This is a genomic window from Yinghuangia aomiensis (assembly GCF_039542225.1).
Taxonomy (GTDB): Bacteria; Actinomycetota; Actinomycetes; order Streptomycetales; family Streptomycetaceae; genus Yinghuangia; species Yinghuangia aomiensis.
In genome coordinates this window covers 132,758-151,650 of record NZ_BAABHS010000014.1, presented here as the reverse complement: position 1 = coordinate 151,650, position 18,893 = coordinate 132,758, and the positions used below count along the sequence as shown (strand labels likewise).

Annotated in this window: 19 protein-coding genes and 1 tRNA gene; 9 read left to right on the top strand and 11 right to left on the bottom strand. The window is 72.3% G+C overall.

Translation table 11 applies throughout. From position 1 onward, the window contains the following. Positions 1 to 38: 38 nt before the first annotated feature. Both ABEA93_RS20690 and ABEA93_RS20685 read left to right on the top strand, forming a co-directional pair. Positions 39 to 569: a Tn3 family transposase gene (locus ABEA93_RS20690; RefSeq protein ID WP_345677122.1), complete on the top strand. Its 531-nt coding sequence runs from the start codon at positions 39 to 41 to the stop codon at positions 567 to 569. 340 nt (positions 570 to 909) lie between these two features. After that, on the top strand, positions 910 to 1,404 hold the full coding sequence (locus ABEA93_RS20685) for an ArsI/CadI family heavy metal resistance metalloenzyme (protein ID WP_345677121.1): 495 nt from the start codon (positions 910 to 912) through the stop codon (positions 1,402 to 1,404). Between the two features lie 117 nt (positions 1,405 to 1,521). On the opposite strand, the gene ABEA93_RS20680 is transcribed toward ABEA93_RS20685, so the two are convergent. Then, positions 1,522 to 1,595 (bottom strand) — tRNA-Thr (locus ABEA93_RS20680). A 226-nt stretch (positions 1,596 to 1,821) separates the two neighbouring features. On the opposite strand from ABEA93_RS20680, the gene ABEA93_RS20675 reads away from it, so the two are divergent. Next, entirely contained in the window at positions 1,822 to 2,094 is a 273-nt protein-coding gene (locus tag ABEA93_RS20675) for a GlsB/YeaQ/YmgE family stress response membrane protein (protein ID WP_345677120.1), read from the top strand. 117 nt (positions 2,095 to 2,211) lie between these two features. Further along, positions 2,212 to 3,072, top strand: coding sequence for an acyl-CoA thioesterase (locus ABEA93_RS20670; protein WP_345677119.1), 861 nt, complete (start codon positions 2,212 to 2,214; stop codon positions 3,070 to 3,072). Positions 3,073 to 3,151: 79 nt separating this feature from the next. Here the strand turns inward: ABEA93_RS20670 and ABEA93_RS20665 are convergent, their stop codons facing one another. Next, on the bottom strand, positions 3,152 to 4,732 hold the full coding sequence (locus ABEA93_RS20665) for a GMC family oxidoreductase (protein ID WP_345677118.1): 1,581 nt from the start codon (positions 4,730 to 4,732) through the stop codon (positions 3,152 to 3,154). A gap of 169 nt (positions 4,733 to 4,901) precedes the next feature. Beyond that, a complete protein-coding gene (locus ABEA93_RS20660; RefSeq protein WP_345677117.1) occupies positions 4,902 to 5,456 on the bottom strand; it encodes a flavin reductase family protein in 555 nt (184 codons plus the stop codon). A gap of 271 nt (positions 5,457 to 5,727) precedes the next feature. Between ABEA93_RS20660 and ABEA93_RS20655 the strand changes: the two genes are divergently transcribed. Together ABEA93_RS20655 and ABEA93_RS20650 are read left to right on the top strand one after the other, a co-directional pair. Then, positions 5,728 to 7,173, top strand: a complete 1,446-nt coding sequence (locus tag ABEA93_RS20655) for an MFS transporter (RefSeq protein WP_345677116.1) — start codon at positions 5,728 to 5,730, stop codon at positions 7,171 to 7,173. Further along, positions 7,170 to 7,775, top strand: coding sequence for a TetR/AcrR family transcriptional regulator (locus ABEA93_RS20650; RefSeq protein WP_345677115.1), 606 nt, complete (start codon positions 7,170 to 7,172; stop codon positions 7,773 to 7,775). Before ABEA93_RS20655 ends, ABEA93_RS20650 begins: the two co-directional genes overlap by 4 nt. Positions 7,776 to 7,851: 76 nt before the next feature. Here the strand turns inward: ABEA93_RS20650 and ABEA93_RS20645 are convergent, their stop codons facing one another. From ABEA93_RS20645 to ABEA93_RS20615, 7 genes are all read right to left on the bottom strand, one after another. Beyond that, positions 7,852 to 9,396 carry a class I adenylate-forming enzyme family protein gene (locus ABEA93_RS20645; protein ID WP_345677114.1) on the bottom strand — a complete coding sequence of 515 codons (1,545 nt, stop codon included), beginning with the start codon at positions 9,394 to 9,396 and terminating at the stop codon, positions 7,852 to 7,854. Positions 9,397 to 9,515: 119 nt separating this feature from the next. Continuing rightward, positions 9,516 to 9,869 carry a cupin domain-containing protein gene (locus ABEA93_RS20640; protein ID WP_345677113.1) on the bottom strand — a complete coding sequence of 118 codons (354 nt, stop codon included), beginning with the start codon at positions 9,867 to 9,869 and terminating at the stop codon, positions 9,516 to 9,518. Positions 9,870 to 9,899: 30 nt separating this feature from the next. Then, positions 9,900 to 10,964 carry a D-2-hydroxyacid dehydrogenase gene (locus ABEA93_RS20635; protein WP_345677112.1) on the bottom strand — a complete coding sequence of 355 codons (1,065 nt, stop codon included), beginning with the start codon at positions 10,962 to 10,964 and terminating at the stop codon, positions 9,900 to 9,902. After that, positions 10,961 to 11,824 (bottom strand): thiamine pyrophosphate-dependent enzyme, encoded by an 864-nt coding sequence (locus ABEA93_RS20630; protein ID WP_345677111.1) that lies wholly within the window; start codon positions 11,822 to 11,824, stop codon positions 10,961 to 10,963. The genes ABEA93_RS20635 and ABEA93_RS20630 overlap by 4 nt, the downstream gene beginning before the upstream one ends. Further along, entirely contained in the window at positions 11,821 to 12,945 is a 1,125-nt protein-coding gene (locus ABEA93_RS20625) for a hypothetical protein (protein WP_345677110.1), read from the bottom strand. The genes ABEA93_RS20630 and ABEA93_RS20625 overlap by 4 nt, the downstream gene beginning before the upstream one ends. Further along, complete coding sequence (locus ABEA93_RS20620; protein WP_345677109.1) at positions 12,942 to 13,217, bottom strand: 4Fe-4S dicluster domain-containing protein; 276 nt, start codon at positions 13,215 to 13,217, stop codon at positions 12,942 to 12,944. Before ABEA93_RS20620 ends, ABEA93_RS20625 begins: the two co-directional genes overlap by 4 nt. Further along, complete coding sequence (locus ABEA93_RS20615) at positions 13,214 to 13,789, bottom strand: 2-oxoacid:ferredoxin oxidoreductase subunit gamma family protein (protein ID WP_345677108.1); 576 nt, start codon at positions 13,787 to 13,789, stop codon at positions 13,214 to 13,216. Before ABEA93_RS20615 ends, ABEA93_RS20620 begins: the two co-directional genes overlap by 4 nt. Before the next feature lie 126 nt (positions 13,790 to 13,915). Here ABEA93_RS20615 and ABEA93_RS20610 point away from each other — a divergent pair, with 126 nt between their 5' ends. From ABEA93_RS20610 to ABEA93_RS20600, 3 genes are all read left to right on the top strand, one after another. Continuing rightward, on the top strand, positions 13,916 to 14,617 hold the full coding sequence (locus ABEA93_RS20610; protein WP_345677107.1) for a TetR/AcrR family transcriptional regulator: 702 nt from the start codon (positions 13,916 to 13,918) through the stop codon (positions 14,615 to 14,617). A gap of 474 nt (positions 14,618 to 15,091) precedes the next feature. Beyond that, positions 15,092 to 16,744, top strand: a complete 1,653-nt coding sequence (locus tag ABEA93_RS20605; RefSeq protein ID WP_345677106.1) for a diguanylate cyclase domain-containing protein — start codon at positions 15,092 to 15,094, stop codon at positions 16,742 to 16,744. Between the two features lie 329 nt (positions 16,745 to 17,073). Further along, the gene (locus ABEA93_RS20600) at positions 17,074 to 18,021 is read left to right on the top strand and encodes a carbohydrate-binding protein (protein ID WP_345677105.1); all 948 of its coding nucleotides are present in this window, start codon (positions 17,074 to 17,076) and stop codon (positions 18,019 to 18,021) included. 50 nt (positions 18,022 to 18,071) lie between these two features. Here the strand turns inward: ABEA93_RS20600 and ABEA93_RS20595 are convergent, their stop codons facing one another. After that, positions 18,072 to 18,893, bottom strand: coding sequence for an SAM hydrolase/SAM-dependent halogenase family protein (locus ABEA93_RS20595; RefSeq protein WP_345677104.1), 822 nt, complete (start codon positions 18,891 to 18,893; stop codon positions 18,072 to 18,074).

Here is an 18,893-nt window from a genome sequence, read left to right as displayed (position 1 = left end):
GTCGACCACTTCACACTCGGCGAGCCGACTGGAAGCTGATGCGGAACAGCTTTGGATACTCCCGGCTCGGCTTCGCGGTCCAGATGGTGTGCGTCCACTGGCGCGGCACCGGCGACCGGCTCGCACTGATCGTGCGCGGCGTGCTGCACCAGGCCGAGAAGCTCGCCGTGTCCGAAGTCGCCGCCCGCTACCGGTACTCCCTGGACCCGCAGCGCGAGATCCAGGAGGGCCTCAACGTCGTCGAGGGCTGGAACGGCGCCAACGACGTCATCTTCCTCGGCAAGGGCGGCGATCTCATCTCCAACCGCCGCGACCAGCAAGAACTCGCGATCCTCGTGCTTCACCTGCTCCAGACCGCGTTGGTCTACGTCAACACGCTGACAGTCCAGGACCTACTCGCCGAACCCGAGTGGGCCGACCGACTCGCCGAAGAGGACCAGCGCGGTCTGACCCCGTTGTTCTGGTCCCACATCCAGCCGTACGGCGAAGTCCGGCTGAATATGAGCAACCGCCTGAACCTCACCGCCGCCGGGGGCGGCTCCCAAACCCCTGAACCTGCAGCAGCCTGACAGCGCATCACCGCGACGGGCCGCCGCCGACACCCTGACAGCCGCCAGCGACGACGACGCCTGGATGAGGCCCGCCCGAGACGACCATGGCGGAAGACGGCGCTCCACTCGCGGCCGTCCTCCCCGGCCTGCGGTCGAAGAGGGTTTCTGAAGTTACTCCGCAGTTACTTGTCGGCCTATGTGCCGCTCATTAACGGAACCCCCGCTCGGATGCGGTCGGCGGCTCGCTGATTCGACAGACGCCGATATTGACAATCGCCGAATCCGGGGAGATGCTCGAAGCGAGCGATATAGACAGACGTCGAAGCAATGGCGTCACCCGACTCTGGAGGTACCCGCCGTGTCCCGCGTCCAGCTCGCCCTGCGCGTCGCCGATCTCGACGCCTCGATCGCGTTCTACAGCAAGCTGTTCGGCACTGAACCGGCCAAGCTCCGCGACGGCTACGCGAACTTCGCCATCGCCGAACCCCCGCTCAAGCTCGTCCTCATCCAGGGTGCCGAGGGCGAGCCGACGGTCATGGACCACCTCGGCGTCGAGGTCGAGACCGTCGGGCAGGTCACCGCGGCCACCACCCGCCTCGCGGACGCCGGCCTGGCCACGATCGAGGAGAACGACACGTCCTGTTGCTACGCGGTCCAGGACAAGGTCTGGGTCCACGGCCCCGGCCGGGAGCCGTGGGAGGTCTACGTCGTCAAGGGCGAGGCCGACCGGATGGCCAAGGGCGACGACTCGGCGTGCTGCCTGCCCGCCACCGACTCCGGCGTCCCGGCGCCCTTGGCCGCCGGAAACCTCATCGACCTGCAGTCGGCGAACTCCGGTGGCTGCTGCGGGTGAAGCCCGGCCTGCGCGGAGAGCCCCATCCGGGACGGGATGCGGGGCTCTCGGTGTCGGGTATCGGTTGGAAATGGGAAAACCCCAGGTCAGAGGCTATCTGTCCTGGGGTTTGAGGTGAGCCCCGAGTCGGGTTCGAACCGACGACCTACGCTTTACAAGAGCGCCGCTCTGGCCAGCTGAGCTATCGGGGCGGAAATGCGCACGGACCATTGTGCACCGTGCGGGACACGGTACAAGCCACGGGCCCGGGCGGGCGATGCGATTTGGGGCCCCGCGGCCGAGGGGCCCGAGTGGTGGCGGGGCGGGGGTGCGAGCCCGCCCCGAGGTTTTGTCTCGTTTGTTGCGGTTATTGGGGCGGGTGTCGTCGGAGTTCTCCGCGGGCCTGTCGGCTGCCGCGTACCGAGCGGGAGGGATCGCATGTTCTGGACCATCATCGGCCTCATCTTCACCGGGCTGATCATCGGGCTGCTGGGCCGGCTGTTCCTGCCCGGGAAGCAGCGCATCGGGATGCTGGCCACGATCGGCGTCGGGATCCTCGGCACGCTTATCGGGTACGGCATCGCGGCCGCGCTGGGCGTCGAGGAGACCCGGGGCATCGACTGGATCCGGTGGATCATCAGCATCGCGGTGTCGGCGGGGCTTGTCGCCCTGGTCGCGGGCTATCTGAACAAGGGGCGTTCGCGGATGTGAGGACGCGGATGTGAAGGCAGTGAAGGCCGGGCTGGAAAGCGTGTCCCGCAGCAGGGGGCGGAATCGTGGATTCCGCCCCCTGACGCATCGTCAGATCGGGTTTGCGATCATGCGGGCATGGCCAGTGGAACAGCTTTGTGGCCGGGCATCGACCTGGCCGACTTGATAGCCGCCTTGCAACTCACCGACACCGGTGCCGCGGATCCGGCGCCGTACGCGGCCCGCTTCCGGGCCCGCAACGTCCCCTCGCGGCTGCCGACCACGCTCGGCAGCCAGGTGCTCGCGCAAGCCGTCGTGGCGGCCGAGCGGGTGGTGCCGGGGATGGCGGTGCAGTCGATCCAGGGCGTCTTCCCGCGCGGCGGGGTCGCGGCGGACCCGGTCGGGATCGACGTGGAGATCGTGCAGTCCGGGCGCGCGCTCGCCACGGTTGGCGTGACGTTCCAGCAGGAGGGCCGGGAGCACTGCCGCGCCTTGGTGATGCTGTCGCGCGACGAGCCGGACTTCCTGCGGCACCAGCGGCCCCTTCCCGACGACGTGCCGCGGCCCGATGCCTGTGCGGATCTCCCGGTCGCGCTGATGCCGTGGGAGGTGCGGACCTTCGGCGGGGAGGACGCGCTCGCGCCGGACCTCGCCGGGCCGCCCGCGCTGGACGTGTGGATGCGGTGCAAGGACGTCGACGACTCGCCGACGCTGTCCCGGGCGCTGCTCGCGCACGGCACCGAAGGCTTCCTCGGGCCGGTCGCGCTGCGGCCGTACCCGGCGGAGGACATCGCGGCGCGGGGCGGCAAGGGCACGTCGGTGATGCTCAGCCAGACGGTGACCTTCCACGAGCCGTTCTCGATCCACGAGTGGCTGCTGCTGCGCTGCGAGAGCGTGTACGCGGGCCGCAGCCGCATGCACGGCCGCATTCACGTCTATGCGGAGGACGGCCGCCTGGTCGCCTCGGTCTCGGCGGACGGGCTGATGCGGGTGGCGTGAGGCCCCACCCGTGACGTGGATCCCCGGCACGAGGCAGTCCCCGAGCGCGGGGCGGACGCCGTCCGCCCCGCGGCCCCGGCTACCTCTTCATCAAGTCCGCCGCCTTCTCCGCGATCATCACCGTCGGTGCGTGCGTGTGTCCCCGGTTGATGCGCGGCATCACCGAGGCGTCGACCACGCGCAGGTTCGTGATGCCGTGCACCCGCAACTCCGGGTCCACCACGGCGTCGCCGCCGGTGCCCATGCGGCAGGTGCCGACCGGGTGGTAGAGCGTTTCGGAATGCTCGTTGACGTAGCGGTTGATGGTGTCGTCGTCGTCGCCGATGCCGGGCCAAGGGGCCATTGGGGCGCCCACGTAGCGGCCGAGGGCGCTGGTCGTGAGCAGGCTTGCCGCGCGGCGTAGGCCCGCGACCAGAGTGGTGCGGTCTTCCGGGGCGCTCAGGTAGGCCGGGTCGATGACCGGGCGCCGGTATGGGTCGGGGCCGGACGGGACGATGGTGCCGGTGCTGCGCGGCTGGAGCAGGACGGCGGCGACGGTGATGCCGTGCCCGGCCGGGGGTTCGAGGCCGTGGTTGACGAACGGGCCCGGTGCGAAGATCAGTTCGATGTCCGGGGCGGGGGCGTCCTCGTCGGTGCGGATGAAGGCGACCGCCTCGCCGACGTTGGACGTGAGCAGGCCCTTGGCGAGCAGGAGATAGCGCAGCAGTTGGGCCGGGGACTCGGCGCCGGCGAGGGTCACCGGTTCCGTGCAGCTCGTCAGTGTTGCGGCGGCCAGGTGGTCCTGCAAGTTACGCCCGACGCCCGGGAGTTCGTGGCGGACCGGCAGCTCGGCGGTACGCAGCACGTCCGGGTCGCCGATGCCGGACAGCATCAGCAGGTGTGGTGAGCCGATCGCGCCGCCGCTGAGGACGACCTCGCGACGGGCGCGTACCTGGTGGATGCGGTCGGACGAGTCGGCGTACTCGACGCCGATCGCGCGTTTGTCGTTGTCGATCAGCACCTTGCGGGCGCGGGCGCCCGTGGTGACGGTGAGGTTGGGGCGCTTGCGGGCCGGGTGCAGGTAGCCGTCGGCCGCGCTCCAGCGGCGGCCGCGCTTCTGGGTCACAGGGGTCGGCGAATAGCCTTCGTTGTCGGGGGAGTTGAGTTCGCCGAGGCGCGGCATGCCTTGTTCGGCGCAGGCGGCCAGGAAGGCGAGCGTGGTCGGGTTGGGATCGCGCAACTCCTGGATGTGCAGCGGGCCGTCGGTGCCGTAGACGTCACCGTTGTTGGAGCCGGTGCGGTGCTCCGCGCGGCGGAAGTACGGGGCGACCTCGTCGTACGACCAGCCTTCCGCGCCGAGTTCGGCCCATCCGTCGTAGTCGGCGCGGTGCCCGCGCACCCACATCTGCGCGTTGAGCGACGAACTGCCGCCGAGTGTCCGCCCGCGCGGCCAGTACAGCTCGCGCTGCGCCAGTTCGGGCTGCTTGCCGGTGTGGAAGTCCCAGTCGTAGGCGGTCTTGAACAGTTTCGAGAACGCCGCGGGGACGCGGATCTCCTGCTTGCGGTCCGACGGTCCGGCTTCGAGCAGCAGGACCTGCACCGCCGGGTCCTCGGAAAGCCGCCCGGCCAGCACGCAGCCCGCGGAGCCGGCGCCGACGATGACGTAGTCGTACGTGAGCATGTGGCGGCCTTCCCTCGGCAGGGGTCGTGGGTCGCGTACGCGTACTCGTGCCGTACTCGCGTGGTGCTCGTGGAGACGCGCGCGGACTACTCGGGGGTAGTGACCGTGTGCGTACGCACAGGAGTCTGGCGCGTCGCGGCGCCGCCGGGTAGGGGCCGACCCGGGTCGGTTAACCGAGCGATCGGTAACGGCCGCGGAAATGCACCAGCGGCAGGCCCTCGGGGCTGGGGAGTTCGGCGGCCAGGACCTCGCCGATGACGAGGGAGTGGTCGCCTGCTTCGACGATTTTGTGGGTGCGGCATTCGAGGGTCGCCAGCGCGCCGCCGACCAGCGGGGCGCCGCTGACCGGGCCGCGCCGGTGCGGGACGTCCGCGAACATCAGCCGGTCGCTCACCCGCCCCGGGATCGCGAACCGTCCGGCGACGTGCCGCTGGCTCTGCGACAGCAGCGACACCGCCCACAGCGGCTGCGCGTCGAGGACGGCGCGCATGCGCGCCAGGTGCCGCAGGCTCACCAGGACGAGCGGCGGGTCCAGCGAGACGGACAGGAACGCGGTCGCCGTCATGCCGACGTCGTCGGACGCGGGGGTGTCGCTGGTCTCCCCGGTCTCGTGCGCGGTGACCACGACGACCCCCGCGGCGAAGCGGGACAGCGCGTTCTTGAAGGTGTCGGGGTCGACCGGGTAGGTGCTCGCGCGGTCGGCGGCGGGATCGGGAATGTCCACGGGCTCAGCGTAGGCGGCGGGACCGCCCGAGCCCGGGATGCGACCCGGGGGCTAGAGAAACCTGCGGGGAGATGCCGTATGGTCCCGAAAAGTCATCGACCCATGATGTTGCCGGGGGGCGGACGCGTGGGCGTTGGGCGGGCGGGGCCGAACCCGGCCCGGTCCGGCGACGGCACGGCCGCCCCCGGTGGGCGGCCCCTGGAGCGGGAGTACGGGGCTGGACGCACACACCGGTGGGACCGGGCGCCTCGGGGCGCGGCAGCGGGCGCTGATGCCCGTCCTCATCTTCACCGCGGTCGCCGTGTCGGTCATGAGCACGCTCGGTGCGCCGCTCGTGCCGACCGTCGCGCGCGAGCAGAACGTGTCGCTGGACACCGCGCAGTGGCTGCTCACCGTCACGCTGCTGACCGGCGCCGTCGCGGCCCCCGTGATGGGGCGCCTGGGCGACGGCCCGCACCGGCGCGGCGTGATCGTGGGCGCGCTGGTATGCGTGGTGGCGGGCGGCGCGCTGGGGGCGGTGGCACCCGGGTTCGGGCTGCTGGTGACCGGGCGGGCGCTGCAGGGCGTCGGTATGGGCATCATGCCGCTGACCATCGCGGTGGCCCGCGACCATCTCGAACCGGCCAAGGTCCGGTCGGGGATCGCGGTGCTGTCGGTGACCACGTCGGTGGGTGCCGGGCTCGGATACCCGGTGACCGGGTTCATCGCGCGCGAACTGGACTACCGCGCGGCGTTCTGGTTCGCCGCGCTGGTGGGTGCGGTCGCGCTGCTGCTCGTCGTGCTGGTGGTGCCGAAGGGCTTGGCGTCGCGGCGGCAGCCGCTTGACCTGACCGGGGCGCTGCTGTTGTGCGGAGGCCTGGCGTCGCTGCTGCTGATGGTCAGTCAGGGTGGGCGCTGGGGTTGGGGGTCCGGGACCGTGCTGGGCCTTGGGGGGTGCTCGGCGGTGCTGTTCGCGGCGTGGGTGTGGCAGGCGCTGCGTACCGCCCATCCGCTGGTCGAACTGCGGCTGCTGGGCAACCGCGACGTGCTGACCGCGGACGTCGCCGCCGTGCTGGTCGGAATCGGCCTGTACATGACGATGTCGCTGATCAACCTCTACTCGCAGATCCCCGGCCACCACGGCTACGGCTTCGGGCTGTCGGTGGTCGGCGCCGGACTGGTGCTGATGCCGCTGTCGCTGGGCAGCCTCGGCGCGAACCGGGTGGCGGGGGTGTTCGCGGCACGCTTCGGCATGGGGCCGGTGCTCCCCATCGGTTCGCTCGTGGTCGCGGCGGACATGGTGTTCTTGGCCTTGTGGCGCGACCATCTGTGGCAACTGGTGGCCGGGTCGGTGCTGTTGGGCGTCGGCGTCGGCACGACGTTCGCGGCGATGCCGGCGCTGATCGTCAAAGCGGTGCCGCCGCACGAGACCGGCAGCGCGACCAGCCTGAACGCGGTCCTGCGGTCGGTCGGCGGGGCGTTCGGATCGGCGGCCGTCGCGGCGCTCCTGACCGCCTACACCCCCGCGTCCGGGGGCCCGGCGGAAGACCGTGGTTACACGGTGGCCTTCCTCGTCGGAGCCGGGGCTTGTATTTTGGGCGCGTTTGCGGCAATTGGCATACCTGCGACCAGGCGCAATGTGAGCCGACAGACGTCGGGATCACACGGCGACCGAATGGTCGACGGGCTACCGTCTAAGGCCCTGGATGGCCCCTGCGGCGAAGGAAGTACGCGGTGAACAGCTCGGCACCCCACTACGCGACCACCGACCGGCCGCGCCGTCGCGATGCCGCGGCCAGCCGCAAGGCACTGCTCGACGCCGCGCGCCTGCTCTTCGGCGAACGCGGCTACGACCGCACCACGCTCCGCGACATCGGCGACCGCGCCGGCGTGGACGCGGCCCTGGTCGCCCGCTACTACGGCAACAAAGCGGGCCTGTACCTCGCGGCGATCGAGGAGGACGGCCAGGACGCCGTCGCCGCCCGCCGCGACCTCGCGCACATCGGCAAGCTCGCCGACTTCCTCGTCGCCCGCATCGACGACCTCGGCGGCCCCGGCCCGATGTTCCGCGCCGCGCTCGGCGAGGAAGGCGATGTGGCGGTCCGCGCGGAAGCGGCCGCGGCGGTCCGCCGTGCGATGGTCGACCCGATGGTCGAACGCATCGGTGGCGACACGGTCCGCGCCCGCCAGCGCGTCGAACTCGCCGTCGCCGCACTCATCGGCCTCGCGGCGATCCGCCCCACCGGCTTCTTCACCGAGCTGACCGCGCTGTCGCGGGACGACCTGGTGGCCCTGTTCGAGGAGGCCTTCGCGGGGATGCTGGGAGACGCGGAGGAGTAGGGGCAGAGCTTCCGTGAGCGCGGCGCCGTCGTCGGACGGTGCCGCGCTCACGCGTTTTCCGGGCGATCTCGGGGCCTCAGCCCGCCCGTGCCGCCAGGATCTCGTCCACCAGCTGCCGTCGGCGCACCTGGCCGGTCGCCGGGGTCCGCGGCAGCTCGTCCGCGTAGAAGACGCGGCGCGGGTGCTTGTGCGAGGCGAGGCGGCCTTCGCAGGCGGTGCGGATGGCGGCGGGGCCGGGGATGGCCGACGGGTCCGCGGGGACGACCACGGCGCAGACGACTTCGCCCCAGGTCGTGTCGGGGAGGCCTATGACCGCGACATCGCGGACGCCGGTGACGTCGGCGAGGACGCGTTCGACCTCGGCGGGGGCGACGCTTTCGCCGCCGGTGCGGATCAGGTCGCGGCTGCGTCCGGCGATCGACAGGTAGCCGTCTTCGTCGAGCACGGCGAGGTCGCCGGTGCGGTACCAGCCGTCCTGGAGGACCTCGGCGGTGGCCTCCGGGTCGTCGAAGTAGCCGTCGAAGAGCAGCGGCCCGCTGACGTACAGCTCGCCCTCCGGGTCGAGGGCCAGGTGCTGGTAGATGCTCGGCACGCCGCAGCTGCCCGGCTTGCGGACCACGTCCGGGCCGTCGAGGGAGGTCACGTTGCCGGCCTCGGTCGAGCCGTAGAACACCCGCAGGACGGCGTTCGGTGCCACGTGGGCTATTTCCGCGAGCAGTTCCGGGCCGGTGGCCGAGGTGCCGGAGTCGGCGAAGCGGAGCGTCGGGAGGGTCCCGCGGTCGTCCACGGCTGCCGAGACGGCTTCGACGGCCGAGTCGTCGGCCGCGGGTTCCGCCGCGTCGCCCGCCTGCTCCTCGGCGAGCGCGGCCAGCACGCGTTCCCACACCGCGGGCACGCAGTTCAGCCGGGTCGCCGCGTGCTTGCGCACCGCGGCGACGATCGACGCGCCGTCGGTCTGCGGCACCATGACGAGGGTGTCGCGGGCCTGCCACTGCTGGAGCGCGATCGTCCACGCGCCCATGTGGAACATCGGGTACACGCACACCATCGCCCCGCGCGGCTCGAGCTGCGAGCCCGGGTGGGTGCGCAGCACGTTGACCCGGTGCGACAGCACGACGCCCTTGGGCTTCCCGGTGCTGCCCGAGGTGAAGAAGATCGCGTGCGGGTCGGTCTCCTTCGGCTCCGGTACGTCCGGGGCCTCGGCGGGCTCGTCCGCGGCGAGTTCGCGCAGGTCGGCGAGCGACAGCACGGGCACGCCCGTCCGTTCGCCGACCTCGTCCGCGGCGACCCGCTCGTCGCCGATCAGCAGCGCCGGTTTGGCGGTGCGGATCAGGCTCTCCGCTTCGTCCGGCGGCAGCGCCGGCCCGATCGGCACGTATACCGCGCCGATCCGGGCCAGCGCCGCGAACACCGGCAGGATGTCGAGCGACGTCGCGTTCCAGCAGACCACGCGGTCGCCGGGGGAGACGCCGTAGCCGAGCAGCGCCCGCGCCGTGCGGTCGCCGTCGGCGGCGAGCTCGGCGAAGGTGACGCTCCGGTCGCCCAGGATTGCCGCGGCGCGGCCGGGGACGGCCCGTGCCGCACCGGCGAAGACCTCCCCGATGACGAGTCCCTGCCCCACCCCGTACCTCCCTGTTCGTGCCCGCGCGGCCGCCCGGTCGTGCACCCGCCCGACCCAGGTACGTTACGAGCCGGAGGGGATGCTGAAAAGAGCCGCGTCCCCGGGCCGGCCGTCGCCGGTCAGGCGTCCTTCAACTCCACGATGATCTCGTAGTACGGCTGTTCGCCGACGTTGACCGCGGTCTCCACGCCGCCCCGCTTCATCGGCACCACGACGCCCGGCACGACGTCCGCCGCGAAGTAGTCGCGGTACTCGCCCGCGCTGTCCGGTTCGGGCTCCACCGCGATCCGGTCGCCGCCGATCTGCACGAGGTAGTAGTCGAGGTCGTGCCGGTGCACGTCGCTGCGCTCGCCGGGGGCGAGCGCCAGTTCCCAGATGCGGACCTTGGCGTCCTCGAACAGGATCCTGCTGCCGATGCCGCCGAGCTTGCGCTCCGCGGTCCCGCCCTCGATGGGCTGGTGCTGCTCGCTCATGCCGGTCTCCTCGCAGAATCGGACGGGGCGTCAGTAGCCCGCGTCGGGGTCGACGGTGTTGCGCAGCGGTTCGCCCGCGAGGTAGCGGGCCAGGTTCTCCCGGAACAGCCGGTACACGCCCGTGAAGTGGTCGCGGCCGTCGCTGGAGCAGTGGGCGGAGATCGCCAGGTTGGGGGCGTCCCACAGCGGGTCGTCGGCGGGCAGCGGCTCGGCGCGGGCGACGTCGATCGCCGCCGCGGCCAAGTGCCCCGATTCCAGGGCCTCGATCAGGTCCTTCTCGACCACGAACGAGCCGCGCCCGACGTTGCAGTAGTAGGCGCCCGGCTTCATCGCCGCGAAGGCTGCCGCGTCCATCGTGTCGATGGTGTCCGCGGTCTCGGGAGCCGCCGAGATCACCGCGTCGCACAGGCCGAGCATGGTGTGCAGGTCGCTCGGGGCGAAGAGGCGGTCGACGTGCGGGGCCGGGGTGTCGGTGCGGCGCCGTGTCGCGTACACCGTCATCCCGAACGCCTGGGCGCGCTTGGCGATCTCGCTGCCGATGCCGCCGACGCCGACGAGTCCCAGCGTGCGGCCGGACGCGAGCGTGCCGAACACGGCCTTCCACGTGTGCGCGCGCTGCCGCTCGGCGAGTTCGCGGTGGCCCTTGTAGTGCGCGAGCAGGCGCGCGAACGCGAACTCGGCGATGGGGACGCCGTTGACGCCCGCGGCCGTGGTCGCGGTGATGCGCGCGGTCGGCAGACCCGAGGACAGCAGCTGGCCGTTGCCCGCGGCGACGCTCTGCACCCAGCGCAGGCGGGGCGCGTGGTCCGCCACGTCGAAGGGGAGGTCGGCGACCAAGGCCACCTCGACGCGGGCCAGAGCGGCGACCTGATCGGCAGTCAGTTCGGGAGCGCGGGAGCGTAGTTCGGCGTCCTCCGCGGAACCTGGGCGGCCGCGTTCGGTGCGCAGGGCGAAGTCCTCGGTGTAGCGGCAGTCGACGATCTCGATGCGCGGGTCGAGCGCGCGCAGCGCGTCGATGTCCGCGGCGACGCGTTCGGGCGGGCGCGCGTCCCAGGTCGGCGGATGCATGATGCCGACGACGAGCGGTGCGTTCATGAGGGAAGTCCTTTGTCCGTGCTGCCGCGGGTGGAGCCGGGGTCTTTGCGGAGGTCTTTGCGGAGGTCTTTGAGGACGCCGGGCCGGTGGGTGTGCGCCACCACGTCGTCGAGGTATGCGGGGGCTTCGGTGGTGTCGACGAACCAGCCGGTCGGGCACATCGTGAGGATTTCCACGAAGGAGAAGCCCAGTCCGGCGCGTTGCACCCGGAACGCGTCCTTGATCATGCGGTTGGCGCGGGTGATGTTGACGGCGTTGTTGACCGCGGCGCGGGCGACGTAGGCGACGCCGTCCAGGCCCGCGATCAGGTCGGCGAGCCGGATCGGATGGCCGTGGGCGGCCGCGTCGCGCCCGCCGAGGGTGTTCTTGGTGCGTTGGCCGAGCACGGTCGCGGCGGTCAGGTGGCCGCCGGTCTCGCCGAACACCCCGTTGTTGAGCATGAAGCAGGTGATGTTCTCGCCGCGGGCCGCCGCGTGGACGACCTCCTGCAGGCCTTCGTTGACCATGTCGCCGTCGCCTTGCACGGTGAACACCAGCGTGTCGGGGCGGCAGCGTTTGACTCCGGTGGCCAGCGAGGGCGCACGGCCGTGCAACGCTTGCAGGACCTCGATGTCGAGGTTGTTGGAATACGCGGTGTAGCAGCCGATGCCGAACACCGCGATCGCCCGGTCGACCTGGCCGAGTTCCTCGACCTGCTCGACCATCGACCGCATGGCGATCGGCTCGCCGCAGCCCGGGCACAGGTGGTGGGCGCCCACGTCGATGAGCGCCGGGGTGAAGTCGTGTACGAGGCGTGCCCCGCAGGACGGCGGGGCGTCCGTCGGCACGACGGGGGTGAGGGGGAGCCGCTTGCCGGTCACGAGGTCCTCCCGACGGTGGCGGAGTCGCCCACGGCCGCGTCGTGGACGGCGGTGATGCGCCGCCGCAGGACGGCCACGTCGAGGTCCGGCGCGATGCCGAAGCCGGACGGGTCGAGGCTGAGGCCGCCGATGAAGTGCACCGGCGCGGTGCCGAGGACGGCGAGCCGGACGTCGTCGAGCATTTGGCCGCGGTTGTTCTCGTACACGGCGACCGCACGGGCCCGTCGGGCCGCCTCGGCGACGGCTCCGGAGGGGAACGGGACGAGGGTGATGGGGCGGATGTAGCCGATCCGGCGGCCTTCGGCGCGGAGTTCGCGGACGGCTTGGCGGACGTAGGTGCCCGGTGTGCCGTAGGCGATCACGACCACGTCCGCGTCGTCGGTGAACGCGCTCTCCGCCAAGGGGGTTTCCTCGGCGACCATGCGCTCCATCGCGTCGACGTGCCGGTGGTAGAACTCGGCGAGGTCGTAGCCCGCGTCCGCGCGGCCCGCGGCGTGGCGCTGTTTGGCGTCGCTCAGCGGCGAGATCAGCTTGGCCGCGCCGGTGCCGCCGGACCTGCCGTCCAACGCCCAGTCGCGCGGCGGCAGCGGGCCGAAGTCGCAAGGCTCGACGGTGACCGACTGGTGGGTGTGCGCGAGGTAGTAGTCGCCCATGACCAGCACCGGGCTGCGCCACTTGTCCGCCAGATGGAAGGCGCGCTGGGTGAGTTCGACGGCTTCCGGGACGCCGGCCGGAGCCAGCACGAGGTGCCGGTAGTCGCCGTGCCCGCCGCCGCGGGTGGCCTGGAAGTAGTCGCCCTGTGCTCGGGCCATGTTGAGGACGACCAGTGGGAGCCTCGCGTACACGATTTCGGCGAGGGACTCCTGCATGAGCGACAGCCCCTGCCCGGTGGAGCCGGTGGCCGCGCGGGTGCCGGTCGCCGCCGCGCCCCAGGCCATGCCGACGGCCTCCAGCTCGCTTTCCGCGTTGACGCAGACCCCGCCGACCTCCGGCAGGCGCGCCGCCATGGTCTCCAGGACCTCGGTGAACGGGGTCATGGGGTAGCCGGCGAAGAACCGGCAGCCGGCCGCGAGCATGGCTTCGGCGATGGCCGCGGAGCCGGGCATGATCGCGGGCGTCATGCGGGGCCTCCGGCGGTGTCGTGGGTCTGCGGCTCGGTGTACCGGTAGACCTGGAAGACGAAGTCGGGGCAGATCGCCGTGCACGCTTTGCAGGCGATGCAGCCGGGCAGCAATTGCGGGTAGCGGTAGCCGCGTTCGTTGACCTCGTTGGTGGTCATGCGCAGCACGCGCGGCGGGCATGCGTCGATGCACAGTTCGCAGCCCTTGCAGGCTTCGGTGTCGATGACGAGGGTGCCGAGGCTGACGGCGGGCTCGTCGGGGGATTCGCTCATGCCGGGACTCCCGTCGTCGCCCACGCGTCGAGCAGCGGGGTGGCGGCCTCGTGGCCGGCGCGCAGGGCGGCTTCGTTGACGGGGATGTGGCGGTGCCGGTAGGCGGGCAGCACGTCGGGCAGGACGCGGATCAGCGTGTCCAGCGCGGCGATGCCGGTGGCGGCCGCGAACGCGCCGAGCGCGACCATGCCGACCGCGTTCGGGTTCCCGACGCCGGTGGCGAGTTCGGTCGCGGGGATGCGGACGGCCGGGCCGGGGTGGGTGCCGGGGTCGGCGTCGAGCGTCGCGTTTGCGACGAGCAGCCCGTCCGGCCGGAGCTTCGCCAGGGGCCCGGCGGCGTGGGCGGGATGGAGGACCACCGCCGCCCAGGCGCTGCCGACGGTGGGTGGGGACTCGACGGGGGTGTCGCCGAGCACGAGCGTGGTCTCGGAGTTGCCGCCGCGCATCATGCCGCCGTACGAGCCGAAGAACATCGCGTGCCGGCTCTCCGCGACGGCCGCGTGCGCGAGGAGTTCGGTGGCGAGCTGGACGCCTTGGCCGCCGATACCGGTCCACAGGGTTTCGCGTTGCACGCACGCCTCCGAGACGCCGTCCGGAACAAGCACCACAAGTATGAGAACGTTGTTCCGGAGAGTAGCGTCCGGCGTTCCGGACCGGAAGAGTTCCGGGGCGGGAACTGCGGGCGGGCGGGAGCGGGGATGCGCGGCGAGGGTGCGGAAGGCGCCGGCGGCGGGGAGCGGCCGGACGGTGCGCGGGTGCCGGAGGGGCTGGTGCGCGAGGCGGTGCAGCGGCCGCTGGCGGCGCGGTGGGCGGTGTACGCGGAAGAGGTGCAGCGGCTGGTCGACGCGACGTACCGGGTCGTCGAGCGGACCGGGAGCCTGGACCCGACGGTGCGCGAGATCCTGCGCGAGTCCGGGCTGTCGAACCAGGCGTTCTACCGGCACTTCCGCTCCAAGGACGAACTGCTCGTCGCGCTGCTCGACGACGGCCGCCGCCGGATGGCGGACTACCTGCGGCACCGGATCGCCGCCGCTCGGGACCCCGCGGGCCGGGTCCGCGCCTGGATCGAAGGCGTCCTCGCGCAGGCGGGCGACCCGGTCGCGGCGGCGCGCACCCGGCCGTTCCTCGCCCACCAGGACCGCCTCGCCGAACAGTTCCCGACCGAGCAGCGGAACTCGGCGGAGGCGATGATCGGCCCGCTGCGCGAGGTGCTGGCGGAGGTGTACGCGTCGGCGGGCGCCGCGGACGCGGGCCGCCCCGATGCCGATGCCGACGCTCTGACCGTCTATCGCCTGACCGTCGCCTGCCTTCACGACCACCTGCGCGCCCGGACGGCGCCGGGGCCGGAGGAGACGGCCCGCGTCGTGGAGTTCGCGCTGCGGGGGCTGGGACTGGGCTGAGGGGCCGGGGCGGTACGGGAGCCGCGCGGATGCGAGACCTGTTCGGGCGCCGGGGGGGGAGGAGAGAGACAGGTGGCCGACCGAGGCCGCGCCGCGCGGGTTCGACGATCGAGGCCGGGGGCTCCGGCCGAGGGGGTTCGCTGCCCGCCGGTTCGTGGTCGTCGCGGGCCTTCACGGGGTCGTCGTGATCTCTCCGCGGGGCCCTCACGGATTCCCGTTGCCCGGCCCGGTCCGCAGGCGGTTGAATGAGCGCGCTCCGCGTCACCAGCGAAACGGTTTGTGCAGCCCGATACGGTGTGACGCGTGAGGTGGCTCACAGTAAGCCCGGTATCGATGACAGTACGTCGCCGATTCTGTGCCCCCTGTGATTCAGTTTCCCTGGAATCGGACGATATCTGTTCAGAAGACGCTCACACGAGCACCGATGAACGAGAACCACCCCAGAAGCACCTTCGCCCTCGCTCGGGGAGACCGATGACCGCCGAGACGGAAACCCACGTCCGGCTGGCGACCCTCCGCCTCCTCTACCGGGTCGTCGCGGACCTCAACGCCACGCGAGACCTGCGCGACACCCTGCAAGCCGTGGTGGACGGCGTCGTGTCCGGGCTCGGCTTCAACGCCGCCGCGGTCAACGTCGTCCGCGCGGACGGCGACCTCGAAGTGTCCGCGGTGGCCGGCGGCGACCACCGCGCGGGCGTGGCCGACGACCGGGCCCGCGACCTCTCCGCCGCACTCGTCGGCCGCGTCGGCCCGCGCGCCGACTGGGAGCGCCTCCTCGCCTCCGCCGAGCACTGGGGACCGCTCCGATTCCTGAGCCACCGACAGGGCCCGCACCCGCACGGCCGCGTCCCCGCCTGGGTGCCGGACATCCCGGTCAGCGACCACCCCGACGCCTGGCACCCCTACGACGCGCTCCTCGCCCCCCTCACCACCCCGGAAGGCGAACTCGTCGGCGTACTGTCCGTCGACCTCCCCGTCGACGGCCGCAGGCCCGGCCCGTGGCGCTGCGAGGTGCTCGGGATGTTCGCCGCCCAAGCCGCCATCGCCGTCGACAACGCCCGGCTGCGCGCCGAGATGGTGCGCGCGCTCGCCCGGCTCGAAGACGAGCAGCATGCGCTGCGGGCCAGCGAGGAGAGCTTCCGGCACGCCTTCGAATACGCGCCGAGCGGCATGGTCATGACCGGCGTGCTCGGCCGCGAACGCGGCAAGCTGCTGCGCGCCAACGACGCCCTGTGCCGCATGCTCGGCTACCCGGCGCCGGTCCTGCGCCGCCTCGGCCTGGCCGCCGTCGTGCACCAGGACGACATCGACCTGCTGGTCGGCCACCTCGGCGGCACGGCACCCACCGAAGGCTGCACGGAACTGCGGCTCGCCCGCAGCGACGGCACCTACCGCTGGGTGTCCCTGCGGACCTCGCACGTCGGCGACGGCGACGGGAACCCGCGGTTCCTGCTCACCCACGTCGAGGACGTCGAAGACCGCCGGGTACGCGAGCAGGCCCTCGTGCACCAGGCCAGCCACGACCCGCTCACCGGGCTGCCCAACGGCCGCGAACTCCGGGCCCGCCTCGACGCCACGTTCACCCGGGCCCCGCGGCTCGCCGAGGTCGGCGCCGGCCCGGTCCCCGCGCAGTCCCCCGCGCTCCTGCACCCCGGCGGGATGGCCGCGCACGGCCAGCACGCCATGCACACGCACGCGCACGGTCCGCACGGTGCGCACGGCGACGGGAAGGGCCTCGCACTGCTCTTCTGCGACCTCGACGGCTTCAAGCGCATCAACGACGACTACGGCCACCACGTCGGCGACGCCGTGCTCGTCGAGGTCGCCCGGCGCCTCACCGCCGCGGTCCGCGAAGGCGACACCGTCGCCCGGCTCGGCGGGGACGAGTTCGTGGTGCTCGCCGACGGCATCGGGCGCGACGAGGCGCACGACCTCGCGGTCCGGCTGCGCCGCGCGCTGTCGCTGCCGATCCGCGCCGAGGGCGAGATGGTGCCGCTGGACGGCGCGAGCTTCGGCATTGCGTGGGCGGACTCCGCGGAGAAACCGGAAGACCTGCTGCGGATTGCGGACGAGCGCATGTACCGGCAGAAGCGCGGCCGCGAGCGCGCCCAGCGCCAAGCAGGCTGACGGCCGACCCGGTCGCCGACCCGGCCGCCGCTCCGACAGGTGTGCGCATCTCGGTCTTGACGGGGCGGATCGCCCGTTCGGACCTGTCGCGGGAACGTCGGAAAAGCGTCGCAAAGGGGCACGCATGTTCGCCGGAAAGCGGGGCGATTGCCGCCGTACGGCCCAACCGTGGGGCGGATGTTTGTCGTCCAGGCGATGGACAGTGGCCATCCCGTCGTCCGTCGCCCGTTAGTGTGATGCGTCGGCCTGTCGACGCGAATCGATAGCCGTGCGCCGTTAGTGGACCGCACGGAGCGTACGAAGTCAGTCTCACAGGAAGGGCGAACCCGATGACGGTGGGTACCGAGGGAGAGCCGGAGGACCCGTACGGCTACCTCTACCGCCCCGGCCCGGGTGAGGCGCAAGGCGGCGTCCCGTCTGCGCCCCCGTCGGGGTTCGGTACATCGCCGTATGTGCAGGTCGGGCAGACCCGCTACGGGCAGCCGCAGCCTTACGGCTCGCCCCCCGGACCGGAGACCCAGGCCTTTGCCTCGGGAGCGGCCGGACAAGCTTCGCAGGCCACCCAGGCCATACCGGGCGGACCCGCGTCCGCGCCGCCGGGTGTGCCGCCGCAGCGCCGCGACGGCGGTGGGCACGGCGGCCGGGGCGGCGGCTCGCGCGGCCGCGGCCCGCTGATCGGCGCGGTCGTCGCCGTGGTCGTCGTCATCGCGGTGATCGCCGGAGTGCTCGCCATGAACTCGGGCGGCGACGACGCGAAGGGCAACGAGTCCGCCTCGCCGACGGCCAAGCAGCCGAGTACCGCACCCGCCTCGACGCAGCCGCAGACCTCCGCGCCCGCGACGACGGCGGCACCCGACAAGTTCGGCGAGAACGAGGCGGAGAGCGCGCAGCTCGCCGGCGGTGCCGCGGTCGCCAACAACGCCCAGAAGTTCAGCGGCAGCGGCTTCGTCAACGTGCCGGCCACGCCGGGCGCGTCCATCACGATCACCGTCGAGGCGCCGGCCAAGGGCACGTACTCGCTGTACGTCCTGTACGCCAACCCGGACCCGGTCACCAGCGGCGCCAACCGCGCCAAGCGCACCCTCACGGTCAGCGCCAACGGCGACCCGAAGTACGGCCAGCTCAACATGTACGGCACCGGCAGCCCGGACAGCTGGTACACCACGTACCGCACGGTCGACCTCAACCAGGGCACCAACGCGGTCAGCCTCACCTGCCAGCCCGGCGACTCGTGCAACGTCGCCGTCGACAAGATGTGGATAGGGCCGAAGAAGTAGCCGTCGGCCGGGGGCGGGCCGTACCGCCCGCCCCCGTCGCGCACAGCCTGTTACACCGCTCCCGTGCCGCTGTCCGGCCGCCGGAGTTTGACCGGGTCGCCCGGCCGCACGCGGAGAGCGCGTGCCGCGTCGCCGCCGTTGACGGTGAGCGCGACGTACCCGGCCGAGTCCAGCAGCGCCACGAGCGCACCCGCGGCCACGTCGCCGAACGTGCGGCGGTACGGCACCCAGTGCACGTCGCCGCCGGCCTCGACGTCCAAGGCGCCGCCGCGTTCCACGCCCAGCTCGCGGATGTGGCTTTCGGCCAGGGACAGTTGCACGTTCCCGAAACGGTCCTCGGTGAGGACTTCGGCGTAGCCCGTCCCGCGGTCCACGTAGGCGACCGGATCGGCCAACCGCACCAGGCTCCCGGCATCGAGGCGTCGCCCGACCTCGGACGGCGGCGTCCCCGTGGCGAGATGCGCGGCGACCGGCGCGAACACGTCGCGGCCGTGGAAGGTCGCGGACACCTGCGGCAGCATCAGCGCGGGGTTGCCGAGTTCGTACGCCTCCCGGATCCCGCCCAGCGCGTCCGCCGCCCACGGCAGCAGCCCGTTGTCCGGCCCCACCAGCAGGTGTTCGGACGTGCGCACCAGCACGCCGCGCCGTGCCGTCCCCACCCCCGGATCGACGACCGCGACGTGCACCCCCGGCGGGAGATAAGGGAGCGTCTGGGCGAGCAGCAGCGCGCCGCGCCGGATGTCCCCCGGCGGGACTTCGTGGGTGATGTCCAGGACCCGGGCCTCCGGGGCGATCCGGGCCATGACACCGCGGCACGCCGCGACGAAGCCGTCCGCCGTGCCGTAGTCGGTCAGGAACGAGATGGGCAGCAC

Excerpts from the sequence above, each read along its gene's own strand:
- ABEA93_RS20690 (WP_345677122.1), top strand. The coding sequence starts at position 39 with ATGCGGAACAGCTTTGGATACTCCCGGCTCGGCTTCGCGGTCCAGATG.
- ABEA93_RS20670 (WP_345677119.1), top strand. The coding sequence starts at position 2,212 with ATGGCCAGTGGAACAGCTTTGTGGCCGGGCATCGACCTGGCCGACTTG.
- ABEA93_RS20620 (WP_345677109.1), bottom strand. The coding sequence starts at position 13,217 with ATGAGCGAATCCCCCGACGAGCCCGCCGTCAGCCTCGGCACCCTCGTC.
- ABEA93_RS20665 (WP_345677118.1), bottom strand. The coding sequence starts at position 4,732 with ATGCTCACGTACGACTACGTCATCGTCGGCGCCGGCTCCGCGGGCTGC.
- ABEA93_RS20635 (WP_345677112.1), bottom strand. The coding sequence starts at position 10,964 with ATGAACGCACCGCTCGTCGTCGGCATCATGCATCCGCCGACCTGGGAC.
- ABEA93_RS20625 (WP_345677110.1), bottom strand. The coding sequence starts at position 12,945 with ATGACGCCCGCGATCATGCCCGGCTCCGCGGCCATCGCCGAAGCCATG.
- ABEA93_RS20640 (WP_345677113.1), bottom strand. The coding sequence starts at position 9,869 with ATGAGCGAGCAGCACCAGCCCATCGAGGGCGGGACCGCGGAGCGCAAG.
- ABEA93_RS20610 (WP_345677107.1), top strand. The coding sequence starts at position 13,916 with ATGCGCGGCGAGGGTGCGGAAGGCGCCGGCGGCGGGGAGCGGCCGGAC.
- ABEA93_RS20600 (WP_345677105.1), top strand. The coding sequence starts at position 17,074 with ATGACGGTGGGTACCGAGGGAGAGCCGGAGGACCCGTACGGCTACCTC.
- ABEA93_RS20675 (WP_345677120.1), top strand. The coding sequence starts at position 1,822 with ATGTTCTGGACCATCATCGGCCTCATCTTCACCGGGCTGATCATCGGG.
- ABEA93_RS20655 (WP_345677116.1), top strand. The coding sequence starts at position 5,728 with ATGCCCGTCCTCATCTTCACCGCGGTCGCCGTGTCGGTCATGAGCACG.
- ABEA93_RS20605 (WP_345677106.1), top strand. The coding sequence starts at position 15,092 with ATGACCGCCGAGACGGAAACCCACGTCCGGCTGGCGACCCTCCGCCTC.